13 protein-coding genes and 2 pseudogenes are annotated in these 14,507 nt (G+C 50.8%); 4 read left to right on the top strand and 11 right to left on the bottom strand.

The genetic code is table 11. The annotated features are described in order from the left end of the window. Positions 1-26: 26 nt before the first annotated feature. From HV127_RS00700 to HV127_RS00690, 3 genes are read right to left on the bottom strand one after another with little or no spacing between them, the layout of a single operon-like run. Positions 27-1,193 (bottom strand): HD domain-containing protein, encoded by a 1,167-nt coding sequence (locus HV127_RS00700; protein WP_182234460.1) that lies wholly within the window; start codon positions 1,191-1,193, stop codon positions 27-29. A gap of 46 nt (positions 1,194-1,239) precedes the next feature. Next, entirely contained in the window at positions 1,240-1,713 is a 474-nt protein-coding gene (locus HV127_RS00695) for a FidL-like protein (RefSeq protein WP_182234458.1), read from the bottom strand. Next, on the bottom strand, positions 1,706-2,446 hold the full coding sequence (locus HV127_RS00690; protein WP_182234456.1) for a winged helix-turn-helix domain-containing protein: 741 nt from the start codon (positions 2,444-2,446) through the stop codon (positions 1,706-1,708). The genes HV127_RS00695 and HV127_RS00690 overlap by 8 nt, the downstream gene beginning before the upstream one ends. Positions 2,447-2,618: 172 nt before the next feature. On the opposite strand from HV127_RS00690, the gene HV127_RS00685 reads away from it, so the two are divergent. Both HV127_RS00685 and fucO read left to right on the top strand, forming a co-directional pair. Then, positions 2,619-2,939 carry a FaeA/PapI family transcriptional regulator gene (locus tag HV127_RS00685; RefSeq protein ID WP_181485148.1) on the top strand — a complete coding sequence of 107 codons (321 nt, stop codon included), beginning with the start codon at positions 2,619-2,621 and terminating at the stop codon, positions 2,937-2,939. 750 nt (positions 2,940-3,689) lie between these two features. After that, entirely contained in the window at positions 3,690-4,841 is a 1,152-nt protein-coding gene (gene fucO, locus HV127_RS00680; protein WP_110275805.1) for a lactaldehyde reductase, read from the top strand. Positions 4,842-4,940: 99 nt separating this feature from the next. Here fucO and HV127_RS00675 read toward each other — a convergent pair whose 3' ends face one another. Together HV127_RS00675 and HV127_RS00670 are read right to left on the bottom strand one after the other, a co-directional pair. Beyond that, a complete protein-coding gene (locus HV127_RS00675) occupies positions 4,941-5,654 on the bottom strand; it encodes a FadR/GntR family transcriptional regulator (protein ID WP_182234454.1) in 714 nt (237 codons plus the stop codon). Positions 5,655-5,733: 79 nt separating this feature from the next. After that, positions 5,734-6,222: pseudogene (locus tag HV127_RS00670) on the bottom strand (MFS transporter); the annotation flags it as partial. A gap of 68 nt (positions 6,223-6,290) precedes the next feature. Between HV127_RS00670 and HV127_RS00665 the strand changes: the two are divergent. Beyond that, complete coding sequence (locus HV127_RS00665; RefSeq protein ID WP_042934497.1) at positions 6,291-7,271, top strand: IS5-like element IS5 family transposase; 981 nt, start codon at positions 6,291-6,293, stop codon at positions 7,269-7,271. Positions 7,272-7,418: 147 nt separating this feature from the next. Here the strand turns inward: HV127_RS00665 and HV127_RS00660 are convergent. Beyond that, positions 7,419-8,219 (bottom strand): annotated as a pseudogene (locus HV127_RS00660) (MFS transporter); the annotation flags it as partial. A 55-nt stretch (positions 8,220-8,274) separates the two neighbouring features. Further along, entirely contained in the window at positions 8,275-9,042 is a 768-nt protein-coding gene (locus HV127_RS00655) for an SDR family oxidoreductase (RefSeq protein ID WP_182234452.1), read from the bottom strand. Positions 9,043-9,377: 335 nt separating this feature from the next. On the opposite strand from HV127_RS00655, the gene HV127_RS00650 reads away from it, so the two are divergent. Further along, the gene (locus HV127_RS00650; RefSeq protein ID WP_182234450.1) at positions 9,378-10,631 is read left to right on the top strand and encodes an enolase C-terminal domain-like protein; all 1,254 of its coding nucleotides are present in this window, start codon (positions 9,378-9,380) and stop codon (positions 10,629-10,631) included. A 192-nt stretch (positions 10,632-10,823) separates the two neighbouring features. Here the strand turns inward: HV127_RS00650 and HV127_RS00645 are convergent, their stop codons facing one another. From HV127_RS00645 to HV127_RS00630, 4 genes are read right to left on the bottom strand one after another with little or no spacing between them, the layout of a single operon-like run. Continuing rightward, positions 10,824-11,603 carry a heme ABC transporter ATP-binding protein gene (locus HV127_RS00645; protein WP_182234448.1) on the bottom strand — a complete coding sequence of 260 codons (780 nt, stop codon included), beginning with the start codon at positions 11,601-11,603 and terminating at the stop codon, positions 10,824-10,826. Further along, positions 11,596-12,591, bottom strand: coding sequence for an iron ABC transporter permease (locus HV127_RS00640; RefSeq protein WP_142463398.1), 996 nt, complete (start codon positions 12,589-12,591; stop codon positions 11,596-11,598). Before HV127_RS00640 ends, HV127_RS00645 begins: the two co-directional genes overlap by 8 nt. Beyond that, the gene (locus tag HV127_RS00635; protein ID WP_182234446.1) at positions 12,591-13,409 is read right to left on the bottom strand and encodes a hemin ABC transporter substrate-binding protein; all 819 of its coding nucleotides are present in this window, start codon (positions 13,407-13,409) and stop codon (positions 12,591-12,593) included. Before HV127_RS00635 ends, HV127_RS00640 begins: the two co-directional genes overlap by 1 nt. Next, positions 13,406-14,446, bottom strand: a complete 1,041-nt coding sequence (locus HV127_RS00630) for a ChuX/HutX family heme-like substrate-binding protein (RefSeq protein WP_182234444.1) — start codon at positions 14,444-14,446, stop codon at positions 13,406-13,408. The genes HV127_RS00635 and HV127_RS00630 overlap by 4 nt, the downstream gene beginning before the upstream one ends. Between the last annotated feature and the right edge of the window lie 61 nt (positions 14,447-14,507).

The raw sequence follows: 14,507 nt of genomic DNA, 5'->3' as shown, positions 1-14,507 counted from the left end.
GGGCCGGACGATCGGCTGGCCTGATCTTAAGTGCGGGGCGTGAGTTGTTCGATACGCGTCACTAGCTCTTTTATCTCTGTTGCGGTCGCGCGATAAATTTGAATAATCTGCGAAGAGTTTTGTGCGACCAGAGATACAACCAACTGATGTATTTCATCCCCCTGGTTATGTTTAATTAAGCGAGCCAGCGATTTCTCTTCTGCCCGTGAGTTGGTTAGCGCATGGACCACCTGACGACTAACTGCGATAAGTGCCGCATACGGATTGGGGCTATCTTGAAGGATACCCCACTCAGCAATATCATCAATTTCTTCAATTGGATCGCGTGAATGCAGCGCTTTATCTGGTGAAGCCGAACCCTCATGCGGCGGGCTATGATCAAGACACGCAATATTATGCAATAACCCACCAATCTCAACTTTTAGGCTTTGCATCGCGCTCATGTCCATTTTTGTCGCCAGATAACCGGCAATATGTCCGACAGCAGAGGAGTGCCATGGTGTCTGCTGGCTGAACTGATCGATAATAAACGAGAGCAATTCGGCAATATCACGTAGGTTGTGTAAAGAAATAGTATCGTTATGAATTCTTGGGATTTCTTGAATGTAATCCCGATAGTCAGAGGAGGCCATCACCGACCAAAAGTGTTCATTGCTGGAGAGGGTTCTGAAGGCCTGAATGTACTCTTCTTTATAGAGAATATTTGCCCCGGCAGTCACGATTTCGAGGAGTTTCTTGCCTAAGAAGGGCACATGACTGGTGCGGTGCTGGCAATAAAGGACATCCAGTCGATCGGCAAAGAATAGCAGATGGCTTTCTTCGGGGACCAGTTCCCCTTCGATGTAATGCCCCAGGCCTTTTCGCCAATGGGTGTGGTGATAGCGAACAATCCTGTTCAATGGGCGAAATAGAGGAATTCTGCTGAGTAATTCGCTGCCAATAAGTGCGTGGTTGTTATGTTCATCATCAATGTAACTAAGCGGTTCAAGACGCGATTTTTCATTCAATCCGCCGATATCATGGATGAGGGCCGCAAGAACGGTTTTACGACGCTGAGCCGAAGAGAAATGAACTAAATTAGCCAGGTGCGATACGATAAAAGCAGTTCTGACATGATGCAGATTCAGCTTGGGATTAATCATATCAATGGTATTTGCGATGCTGGCTAATGTAGGAAGTAAATGTATCTTCATGATATCGTTATAATATGCAATTTATGAGACAAATCTCAGTCGATTATTATTTGCGCTCGCAGCCATATTGCGGGAACGTTTGGTTGCCGAATAAAATAGTATCATCATTGACTCGATTTATATAGATGATTCTATCATTAGTTTGGCCGCCAAAGAGAGTCTGTTGTGCAATGTTTTCCGGTGTATTATCGGCGCTGTGACGAATTATCCTGGCATCAGCAATATGAAAAAGAGAGCTGCTGGCAGAATGTTTTTTTAATGTGTAGGTGATGCTGCGTGAGATGATATATTTATCCCCATCACTGATGAGTAATCCTTCAACGCTGATTAAAAACCGACTGTTTGAATATTCTACAGATAGCAAGCCTTGTGAGCGTAGAATACTCTCATTTGTGTTCTCCGTCAGATCGTATTGTGACTCACAGGAAAAAGGCGGATGACTGTTGAGGCGAATATAAAAAATTAATAATGCTATCAGTGCTGGTATACAGATCGAAAATATTAAGAAATATTTACGCATTTTTTATTTCCTTATAGTAGTAACTATGGCATTTTTGGTACTTAAGATCGCATTCCAGTATGAATATATCCATATAAATGCCTAAGTCCTGTTCTTCGCTCATCTGCCGATTGAAAAAGTATATTTTCTTTGGCGTAGAACAATCGAGCCCGGAGGGGAGCAGTTTTTGATTCCTGAGTATTTCTGTTGCAGGTGTGCTGCCTGTGCCGTAAATGGTACATTTATCTTGAGTGAGGAGAATGCCAGGTGATTGTTTTTTATGGATAAAAAAGTAAGAGAGGAGCATGAGGCCGACAGCAATCAGGATAAATAAAATGATCGCTTTGTGATGTTGCCCAATCGTCATAGGCTTAGGGGTTTCAGGGGAAAGAGTCGGGAGAGAGAAAGATGTGTGATAATCACTATCGGTGGTAATAATAATTTCATTAGAAATCTTAAAACCGATTCGCGGCACCGTAATAATCACACTTTTCTCAATGCCAAGGTCAGACAAGCTACGACGTAGTGTGGATATATATTGATTCAGATTACTATTAGAAGGTCTGGCACCATATTTTTCAAACACCGTCTGAAAAATATCAACACGCGAGATAATATCTCCCCGATATTGCAGCAGACAGCTAAGAAGGCGAGTAGATGTGGCTGATAGTTCAATACAATCGCCAGTCAACAAGTTGACCAGAGAGGCCTCCTCAGTGTCAAAAGTAATAAATCCCTCTATATCGAACCGCATTTTTATCTCCACACGGAATTAAAAATTCACTCTTTATATCAGGATTTTTATCATAAAAAAAAGTGAATTTCAGATAAATGTACTGTTTAAATTGAAATTTAAAGCTAATGTTGCCGTTTTAGTGTGGTCAATCCATACTGCTAGTTCATTGAATGACAGAAGGAACTGACTCATGAAGATTGTAACTTCATCCCGTATCCCTGATTTACATCATGGTTCTGGCGCTGCTGTTGAAAGCTTAAGGTCATTGATGACCGCCATGGGTATCAATAAATTCTCTGGAGTGAACGTTCCAGAGCAGGAGTATATTCTTTTTGTATTAAAAGAACATGAGCCTGAGGGGCTACTTACTCGTGAATTAGCTGACAGATGTGAAATGTCAATATATAAAGTCAGACATTTGTTGCTGCCTTTGGAGAAGTATGGTCAGGTGAACAGAATAAAAATCAAAAAACATCATAAGTGGTATATTTATAATAAACATATTGATTGAGAGTCATACTAACAAGAGGCCTGTAAATTTGCAATAAACACAGGCCTTTTAGATGCCTTTTTCAATCTTTTAATGTTTTTTTAGAATTAATATCTCGCAAATAATGGAGAATATTCTTAACGAAGTGATACATCACTTCTTAAATAGAGCGTTTTGCATTTCATATGTTGATAAGTATTTATCACTAATGTTGGATAATTCTCATTCGTTAATTTTATCCGGCAAGCGGTGGCAGGCGAGCGCTCGATCGTTTTGTTGATGAAATGATGCTTTTGTTTCTAAGTTGTTGCTTTTGTGGCGTGGCAATCTGATTCAATCAACGCCGAGGGGGAATTTTGCTAAGAAGTCGCATAAGAAAAAGAATGCAATATTATCTAAGGCCGTTGTTATTCCGTACCCACTTCAGTTCACTGACGCTATCATGTTCGCTTTAGCACTCCCTGCCTGGAGTTTTCCATAAAAGAGAAAATAGTGTGATCCAGTTCAATAATATCTTATGTGAGATAAATATTTCCCGATTGCTTATATTGGATACCGTTGCGTATGAGCATGCGTAAAGCACGGTGATGACTGGTGTCCAGTATACTGGACTAAATTCCCATATTATGGGAGGTACGTTAGTTAACTGAGCCAGAGTGCAGGGCAATTGAGGTGTTATTTGATATGAAATAATAAAAAGTCCGTATCAGTCACGTTACTGTGGGGCCAAATATTATGGTTATCAAACACTCAGCTTGAAGGGAGCACAAAATGGCTTACAGAATGATTTTAAACGAAACCTCTTATTTTGGTGCGGGATCGATTAGCTGCATTGTCGATGAAGTCAAAAAGCGCGGCTTTAAAAAAGCGCTGGTGGTTACTGATAAAGATCTGATCCGCTTTAAGGTCGCGACAAAGGTATTCGATATCCTCGATAGCGCAGGCCTGGCCTACAGCGTCTTTGATAACGTGATTCCTAACCCGACCATTGAAGTTGTACAGCAGGGCGTTGAAGCGTTTAAACAATCGGGTGCAGATTATCTGATCGCCATCGGCGGCGGTTCCCCGCAGGATACCTGCAAGGCAGTAGGGATTATCATTAATAACCCTGAATTCGCCGATGTTCGCAGCCTGGAGGGCGGAGCCGACACCAAAAATGCCGCGGTGCCGATGATTGCGATCCCAACCACCGCCGGTACGGCTGCTGAAGTGACCATCAACTACGTCATCACCGACGTACAAAACCGCCGCAAGTTTGTTTGCTATGACCCGCACGATATCCCGGTTGTGGCGATTATCGATGCTGAAATGATGGCCAGCATGCCTGCCAGCCTGAAGGCGGCGACCGGCGTCGATGCGCTGACTCACGCGATCGAAGGTTATATCACTAAAGGCGCATGGGAATTAACCGACATGCTGCATCTGAAGGCTATCGAAGTGATTGGTCGCTCGCTGCGCGCCTCAGTGCAGGGCGATGCTCAGGGCGCGGAAGGAATGGCGCTGGGGCAATATATTGCCGGAATGGGCTTCTCTAACGTCGGACTGGGGCTGGTTCACGGTATGGCGCACCCGTTGGGCGCTTTCTACGGTACGCCGCATGGTGTCGCCAACGCAGTGCTATTGCCACATCTTATGGCTTACAACGCTGAATTTACCGGTGAGAAGTATCGCGACATTGCGGTGGCTCTGGGAAATAAACAGGCGGCGACCCTACCAATAGCCGAAGCGCGTAAGGCAGCCGTTGAGGCCGTGGCGCAGCTTAACCGCGACGTTAATATCCCGGCGCGTCTGCGTGATGTGGGTATGAAAGAGGAGGATATCGATGCCCTCGCCGCCGCCGCGCTGGCGGATGTGTGCACTGGCGGTAACCCGCGCGATACGAATCTGGAAGAGATTAAAGCGCTGTATCGGGCGATTTTCTAAGGTAGTAATCTCAACCGTAGCCGGTAGAACTCTCTATCGGCTACGGTGTTATTTAGGCTGGGCGTGTGCGCTATATCCGCACTCGTTTACACCCAGACATCAATCTCTATCTGTTTTAGCTTTAATCTTGTCAATGGCGGTGACGTTTTCCGACATCGCTTCATTAAGGACCTTCACCGCCGTGCTGGCATCGCGATTTTTAATCGACATATAGACTTTGATATGGGCTTCCACGCTCTCAAGGGTAATACCCAGCGCGCGGTTAAGTTCTTCAAGGTAGTAGTAATAAATATCTTTGATGGAATTCATTACGTTATAAAAGACGCTATTGTGCGATGCCCTGACAATCGCCAAATGGAACGCGTAATCCGCTTCAGAATATTTTTTGTAGTCACCCTTGTTGATGAGCATATTGTTGAGCGCTTGCTCAAGCTGGAGGATATCTTCATCGGTGGCATGAGTGACGGCCAACTCCACGCATTTGAACTCCACGGTCTGGCGGAAGATCATCATATCGTGAAATTCTTCGCGGCTAAGATGCATGATAGGGCGAGGATCGTTGCTCAGCATCTGCGGTGTGAAGTGATCGCTAACGTAGCTGCCGCTCCCCTGGCGGGTGACGACAATGCCGAGATCGCGAAAGCGCTGGACCGCACTGCGCACGCTGACCCGGCTGACGTTAAAGGACGTGCTCAGCTCCGCTTCAGATGGCAGGCGGCTACCCGGCGGCCAGCTACCATCCAGCAGCTTTGCGCTAATCTGATCATAAATTTCATTTACAACATTCTGTTTTTGAATGGATTTTATGCTCAAGATCGCTGTCCGTGTGAGTTATAAAGCGTCAGCCAATATACCATTTTTAAAAACAAAGCGCCCGTTCGGGCGCCTAATATTAACAGGTCTGAACTTTTGTGCTGCTGGACTCTTTACTGGTGAAAGCCGTGACTGATGTCAGTAAAACTGCCAGGACAAGCGAGCTGCCCATAAAAATGTAAGAGGCGCCTGGACCACCGGTCAAACCATTGAGGTAGCCGACAATCCATGAACCAACGAACGAGCCAAGCGCACCGAAACTGACGATAAACGCCATCGCTCCAGCCATCACATTCCTTGGGATCATGTCAGGTATTGCTGCAAAAAATGGACCGTATGGCGTATACATCGCCCCACCCGCAATCATCAGTAGCACATAGGATAACCAGAAGTTGGAGGTACCGATGGTAAAGGAACCGATGAAGCAGATCGCGCCAAGCCCTAAGAAGAGAAGAACAATGATTTTACGATTCAGAAATTTATCTGAATACCAGGAAGCACCCAACATTAGTGGAACGGCGAGCAGATAAGGTGCTGCGGATAACCAACCTGTTGCGACAATACTTAGGGAAGGTGCGAACAAGTCCCTGATATGAGATCATGTTTGTCATCTGGAGCCATGGAACAGGGTTCATCATGAGTCATCAACTTACCTTCGCCGACAGTGAATTCAGCAGTAAGCGCCGTCAGACCAGAAAAGAGATTTTCTTGTCCCGTATGGAGCAGATTCTGCCATGGCAAAACATGGTGGAAGTCATCGAGCCGTTTTACCCCAAGGCTGGTAATGGCCGGCGACCTTATCCGCTGGAAACCATGCTACGCATTCACTGCATGCAGCATTGGTACAACCTGAGCGATGGCGCGATGGAAGATGCTCTGTACGAAATCGCCTCCATGCGTCGGTTTGCCCGGTTATCCCTGGATAGCGCCTTGCCTGACCGCACCACCATCATGAATTTCCGCCACCTGCTGGAGCAGCATCAACTGGCCCGCCAATTGTTCAAGACCATCAATCGCTGGCTGGCCGAAGCAGGCGTCATGATGACTCAAGGCACCTTGGTCGATGCCACCATCATTGAGGCACCCAGCTCGACCAAGAACAAAGAGCAGCAACGCGATCCGGAGATGCATCAGACCAAGAAAGGCAATCAGTGGCACTTTGGCATGAAGGCCCACATTGGTGTCGATGCCAAGAGTGGCCTGACCCACAGCCTAGTCACCACCGCGGCCAACGAGCATGACCTCAATCAGCTGGGTAATCTGCTGCATGGAGAGGAGCAATTTGTCTCAGCCGATGCCGGCTACCAAGGGGCGCCACAGCGCGAGGAGCTGGCCGAGGTGGATGTGGACTGGCTGATCGCCGAGCGCCCCGGCAAGGTAAGAACCTTGAAACAGCATCCACGCAAGAACAAAACGGCCATCAACATCGAATACATGAAAGCCAGCATCCGGGCCAAGGTGGAGCACCCATTTCGCATCATCAAGCGACAGTTCGGCTTCGTGAAAGCCAGATACAAGGGGTTGCTGAAAAACGATAACCAACTGGCGATGTTATTCACGCTGGCCAACCTGTTTCGGGCGGACCAAATGATACGTCAGTGGGAGAGATCTCACTAAAAACTGGGGATAACGCCTTAAATGGCGAAGAAACGGTCTAAATAGGCTGATTCAAGGCATTTACGGGAGAAAAAATCGGCTCAAACATGAAGAAATGAAATGACTGAGTCAGCCGAGAAGAATTTCCCCGCTTATTCGCACCTTCCTTAGCCCTGATGCTGATTTTAAAATAGACGGAAGCCACATAATGAAACCATACATTCCGATATTCCAGAAAAAATGGATAAAGGAAAGGGAAAGTACTTTACCTGAACGAAAAGCCTCACTGTAGTTTTTAATTTCTTTTATATTAGTTTGCTCAGCGGCAAGTGCAGCTTCAATATCGATTTTTTCTTGTGGCGTTAACCATTTTGCATCAGCAGGGCGATCAACAAAAACAAACCACCATATTGCCGCCCAAATAATTGCGGGTACGCCTTCAATGATGAACATTCCACGCCAGCCGAACGCATCAACAAGATAACCTGACAGAACGGACATCCACAATACGGTAATAGGGTTACCAAGGAACAGAAATGTATTGGCTTTTGAACGTTCTTTCTTAGTAAACCAGTGACTTAGGAAGACAAGCATTGCGGGCATAACGACACTTTCGGCGACACCAAGAAGAAAACGTATCACCGCCAGCGTTTTTACATCATGTACCATGCCAGTCGCTGTTGCTAAAATACCCCACAGGATAAGACTCCAGAATATCAATTTCTTCGCACTACGTTTTTCAGCGTAAATACCTCCTGGAACTTGAAAGAAAAAGTAACCCAGGAAGAATAAAGCGCCAAGTAACGATGATATTCCTGGGGTAATATTGAGGTCTTCTGCCAAACCCGATGCGGCACCAAATCCATAGTTAGCACGATCCAGATAGGCCAGGCTGTAAGTGATAAATGCCAGGGGAATAAGTTTTTTCCAGCGTAAAGGGGCCAGTTTTCTTTGTATTTTATCAATCATAATCTCTATTCCAGAGTAGGTTTTTTATGCATCTTCTGACGGTTATTGAATTGAATCACAGCACTGCCAGCCAACCACCATCGACGTAAATAATCTGTCCGTTGATATAGTCAGAGGCTTTTGATGACAGAAAGACCGCGGTGCCAATTAATTCATCCGGACGGCCCCAGCGCTGTGATGGATTGCTGCTTTTTACCCAGTTATCGAACTGCTTATCTTCAATCAGCGCAGTATTCATATCGGTCAGAATGTAGCCTGGCCCAATGGCGTTGCTCTGGATATTAAATTGCGCCCATTCGGCCGCCATGGAGCAGGTGAGCATTTTGATCCCGCCTTTCGCCGCCGTGTAGGGGGCCACGGTTGGTCGGGCTGCCTGACTGGTCAGCGAACCGATATTGATAATTTTGCCCCCGGAGTTGCGTGCAATCATCCGTTTTGCGGCGGCGCGAGAAACGAGGAAAGCGCTGGTGAGGTTGGTATCAATCACCTTTTGCCACTTTTCCAGCTCCAGATCCACCATCGGCTTACGGTACTGAATACCGGCGTTGTTTATCAAAATGTCGACGTAGATACCCTGTGCATCAAGCTCTGCAAAGGCTTTTTCAATCGCCTCCTCGTTTGTCACGTCAAATGCCACGCCGTGTGCGCTATACCCTTTACTTGCCAACGCATTTACGGACTCGGCCAGCAGCGTGTCGCGAATGTCGTTCAGAACGACCCTGGCACCCGCAGCGGCGAGCCCTTCGGCATAGGCAAATCCCAACCCACGTGCCGATCCGGTGACCAGTGCCGTTTTCCCCGTTAAATCGAATAATGCGCTCATTTCATTTCCTCAGTGGTTTAATTTGTATGACGACTGTCTTATTTAAGGTTGATTTTTTGAATGATAAAAAGCAACATCCTAAAAATAAATTTGCAATACGGATCACAAATACAAGGAGTTGATCATATTGTTATGTTTGTATGTGGTTGTATTTATTTGTTTTTATTGTGTTTGGTTTCGCTGGCTTGATCGCGATCACAGAATGTAATATTCAAGAGACGCTCACGGATTAAGCGTGATATAACATCGCAAAGTTGTAGGACAACCTACAAATTATGAATAGTCATTCGCTTGCAGCATGGCAGGCAGTTAGTTCGCAAAACTGAGGAGTTAAAGTGAGTAACCTGAAAATCACTAATGTGAAAACGATTCTGACGGCACCGGGTGGCATTGATCTGGCCGTGGTGAAGGTCGAAACCAATGAGCCAGGGCTGTACGGTCTGGGCTGTGCGACATTTACACAGCGTATCTTCGCGGTTAAAAGCGCCATTGATGAGTACATGGCACCTTTTCTCATTGGCAAAGACCCGACGCGTATTGAAGATATTTGGCAGTCTGGCGCGGTCAGCGGCTACTGGCGTAATGGGCCGATTATGAACAACGCGCTATCGGGCGTTGATATGGCGCTGTGGGATATCAAAGGTAAGCTGGCGGGGATGCCGGTTTATGATTTACTGGGCGGTAAATGCCGCGACGGTATTCCTTTGTATTGCCATACCGATGGTGGCGACGAAGTGGAAGTTGAGGACAATATTCGCGCCCGAATGGAGGAGGGATACCAGTACGTACGCTGTCAGATGGGGATGTACGGCGGTGCAGGTACTGATGATCTCAAACTGATTGCGACCCAACTGGCGCGGGCGAAGAATATCCAGCCCAAACGTTCTCCACGGAGCAAAACGCCGGGGATCTATTTTGACCCCGACGCCTATGCGAAAAGCGTTCCCCGCCTGTTTGATCATCTTCGCAACAAGCTGGGATTTGGCATTGAGTTCATTCATGACGTGCATGAACGCGTAACCCCGGTCACCGCGATTAACCTGGCCAAAACGCTTGAGCAATATCAGCTCTTTTATCTTGAAGATCCGGTGGCACCGGAAAATATCGACTGGCTTAAAATGCTTCGCCAACAATCCTCCACGCCGATCTCCATGGGGGAACTGTTTGTGAATGTAAATGAGTGGAAACCGCTGATCGACAACAAGCTTATCGATTACATTCGCTGCCACGTCAGTACCATCGGCGGTATTACGCCAGCGAAGAAACTGGCGGTTTACAGCGAGCTGAACGGCGTGCGTACCGCATGGCACGGGCCTGGCGATATCTCACCGGTCGGCGTCTGCGCGAATATGCATCTTGACCTGAGTTCGCCAAACTTCGGTATTCAGGAGTACACGCCGATGAATGATGCACTGCGCGACGTCTTCCCTGGTTGCCCGGAAATAGGCCACGGTTATGCGTATCTGAACGATAAGCCAGGGTTGGGTATTGATATCGATGAAGCCAAAGCGGCGAAGTATCCGTGCGAAGGTGGGATCCCATCCTGGACAATGGCGCGGACACCGGATGGCACCGCTTCAAGACCGTAAGTGGCTAGTACCCACTAAAAGGGCGTAAACGTCTTGCTGACTACGAGCGCCCGCCTGTAATCCCCGGGCTACCTTGACGGGCATTATTCCCGGAGGCGGCGCGTTGCGCCTGTCCGGGCTACGCGATCGGATGAACCGGTAGCCCGGACAGATGCGAGCATCGCCTCCGGGGAAATCGTCAGACCGTACGAATTATGGCACCAAATACACCTGCGGGGCGGCGGTATCCGGGTGCTCGCCCATTCTTACCTCCGCGCCGTACCAGCGGCTAATAATTGGCTGCTGAACCACCTCCTGCGGCGTGCCCTGCGCCACCAGCTTTCCCTGATGCAACAGCAGAATGCGATCGGCCCACAGCGCTGCGAGGTTCAGGTCATGCAGCACCACGCAGACGTGCAGCTGGCTGCTGCGGGTCAGGCGCTTGAGCAGGCGCAGAAGGTGCTGCTGGTAATAGAGATCGAGCGCCGAAGTAGGCTCGTCGAGAAACAGCCAGCCCTCAGGCGCACCGTCGCGCCACAGTTGCGCCAGACAGCGGGCCAATTGAACCCGCTGCTGTTCGCCGCCGGAGAGGGAAGGGTAGCGTCTCCCGGCCAGATGATCGCAGCCGGTCTCCTCCATGACCTGACGGATCATCTCCGCGTGCGGCGTGCTGCCCCACGGCGAACGGCCCATGGCGATCACCGTTTCAATCGGCCAGTCGGCATGAAGCGGGGTGCGTTGCAGCATTACGGCCCGGCGGCGTGAAAGTGCTTCTGCCGACCAGGCTTCCAGTGGACGGCCTTCCACCAACCGTTCGCCGCTGTCCGGCGTTAAAAAACCGGTTAACAGGCGCAACAGGGTCGATTTACCCGCGCCGTTGGGGCCAATCAGCGCCGTCATCTCACCGCCGCGCAACTGGAGAGAGACATCATTAATAATCTGGCGCTTGCCCATGCGCAGCGAAAGCGAACGCGCGCTATAGCGGTTATCCATGCGTTTCTCTCTCCCGGCGGAAAATTAGCCACAGGAACCACGGCGCGCCGAGGACGCTGGTCAACAGACCAACCGGCATCTCGGCGGGTGCGGCGACGGTGCGCGCCAGCGTATCGGCCAGCAGCAGCAAAATTGCGCCACACAGCAGCGAACCGGGGATCAGACCGCGATGGTCCGGCCCCAGCCACATTCGCATCAGATGTGGTACCACCAGGCCGATAAAGCCGATAATGCCGCTGATCGCCACCGCCGACGCCACCAGCAGGGCGCTGCACAGCAGCAATAGCCGCTGCAGCGCACGAACGTTAACGCCGAGGTAATGCGCCTCTTCATCACCCAATTGCAGCAGATTAAGGCGTGAAGCCATCGCCCATATCAAGATAGAAGCCGGGATTATCAGCGTGGCCGCCACCAGCAGGGTGGACCACTCCGCCTGGCCGAGGCTGCCCATGCCCCACAGGGAAAGCTGGCGCAATTGGGCATCGTTGCTTATCCACGCCAGCACCCCTACCAGCGCGCTGCAAAGGGCGTTAATCGCGATGCCGACCAGCAGCAGGCGCGAGAGCGAAGCGTCTCCCGCCCGGCTGAGGATAAAAATCACCACCATCACCGCCATACTACCGATAAACGCTGCCAGCATCGGGGCGTACAGCGCCACAAGAACCGGTACCGACAGCGGCAGCACCAGCCAGCAGGCTACCGCCAGCGCCGCACCGCTGCTGATACCTAAAAGCCCTGGGTCAGCGAGCGGATTGCGAAACAGCCCCTGCATCACGCAGCCGGAGAGCGCCAGAGCAGCGCCGACCAGCAGCGCCAGCAGCACCCGCGGCAGGCGAATGGTCAGCCAGATGTTTCTCAGGATCTCATCGCCGGAAGGCAGCAGGCTGGCCAGCGGCAGGCGCATCGCCCCAAGGGTAGTAGCAAGTAGCGTCAGGATGACCAACAGCAGCGTCATTAACCACAGATGACGAGTAAGGTGGCAACGCATCAGGGTAACTGCTCCGCTTTTTGCCGTAGCGCGAGTACCGCCTGCGGCGTGCGCGGGCCAAAGCCGAGCAGAGCCATATCATCAATAACCTGCACCTGCTTATTGCGCCCTGCGGGCGTCTGCGCCAGTCCCGGTAGCTTCCACAGTCCGGCTTCACCACCCATACCTTTCAGGCCATCGGCGGAGATCACCACCAGGTCCGGTCGGCTTGCGATAACGCCTTCCTGGGACATGCTGCGATAATGGTCGAAGTCCTGCATCGCATTCTGCAATCCGGCGGCTCGGATGGCTCCATCCGCCGCCGTTTGCTTACCGGCCACCATGGTGTTCATACCGCCGTGGCTGAGGATAAACAGCACTCGCTTGTTAATGGGCTGCGAAGGGGTTTGCGCGATCTGCTGGTGGAGCTTCTGGCGCAGGGCTTCACCTTCACTCTCTTTGCCGAGGGCCGCGGCAATCACGCCAATTTTTTTCTCGATGGCCGGAAAGTCGTAGCCGCCCGGTACGTTGACCACCTTAACCTTGTTCTCTTCGACCTTTTTCAGCACCAGCGAAGGCTGCGCCTGGGCGCTGGCCAGCACCAGCGTCGGGCGTAGAGAAAGGATCCCTTCAGCGTTTAGCTGGCGGATATAGCCGACATCTGGCAGGCTCTGTGCGGCGGCAGGCCAGGTACTGGTGCTGTCTTTCGCCACCAGTTGCTGCTGGGCATCAAGCGCATAAACCACTTCCGTGACGTCGCCGCCGAGAGAGACAATCCGCTCGGCGGCGGCGCTGGCAAACAGCGGAAACGCCATGAGTAATATCAGCCAACGTTTCATGCGATCAGCCCTTCGGTGGTCAAACGGTCGACCTGCGCGCGCCACTGCTCCTGCTCCGGGTGGCCTTCGGTGCGTTGACCGTACAGCTGGGCAATCTGCGTGCCGTCTTTGGCAAACAGTTCGACGCTGGTGACGTGACCGTCTGAGGTCGGTTTACGGGTGACCCAAATCTCATCCACGCTGTCCTCGCGCAGATGCAGGGTAAAGGCGGTGTTGAAGATATTCAGCCAGCCGCGCATCGGCGCAACTTTTTCCAGCGCGCCGGTGAAGATCTGTACGCAGCCGCGGTTGCCGACGAAAATCATGATCTCGTTGCCATCCTGATGAATAGTATCCAGCAGGCCCGGCAGCGCCTCTTTCTCGATACGGCAGGCGAGGTCGTCGCTGACCTGGCGGAACGCCTGCTGGCGCGACAGGTTATATTTTCTCAACAGGCCAAAGAACTGGTGGACGTCGGTCATGGCGCGCCATTCGTTTTCCAGCGCCGTGCCGTCGGCAGAATCGGCATATTTCACCGGATCGGCCGGGCGAACGGTCAGCGGAGCGGGGGAATCTTGCGTATGTTCGGCGATCAGCGTATCCCAGACTGCCATGTCCGTGTTCCCGGTGGTGTAAACCTTGAGCAGCGCATCGCCGTGCGGGTCGAAGAACTGAATGCTCTGGCGGCCGTTATCGGTCAGGCGGAAGGCGCTGGCCCACTGGCTGAGGAACAGGCGCAGGTCGAGGGCGCGCGGGTTGAGTACCAGCCCGGCGTGGCCGCTCAGATGCTGGTGGGTAAATTCGCCGACCTGTTCATGCACCGCGTATTCGTTGCGGCAGATACATTTGGTTTCGCCCACGGCTTCCAGCGCCGCCAGAATGGCGCGCGCATCGTCAATCAGACGTACGGCATCGTGGCCGAGGCGAGCTTCGGTCAGCTCAGCTTCGCTAATCCCCATTTCGGCGGCGATATCGCGGGCGTATTTTGCGGAAGATTGCGCTTTTGTGGTCAGATAGCGTTGCCACAGCGGAGCATGTTGCGGTTGGGTGTTTTGCATAATTCACATCCTTCTCGACGATGAGTATCCCCGGCGCGCGGCCGGGGAGCAGGTTTCTTAT

The sequence above is a fragment of the Klebsiella sp. RHBSTW-00215 genome (assembly GCF_014103785.1).
Taxonomy (GTDB): Bacteria; Pseudomonadota; Gammaproteobacteria; order Enterobacterales; family Enterobacteriaceae; genus Klebsiella.
The sequence above is the reverse complement of the archived record's forward strand: the minus strand, read 5'-3'. Positions and strand labels throughout refer to the sequence as shown.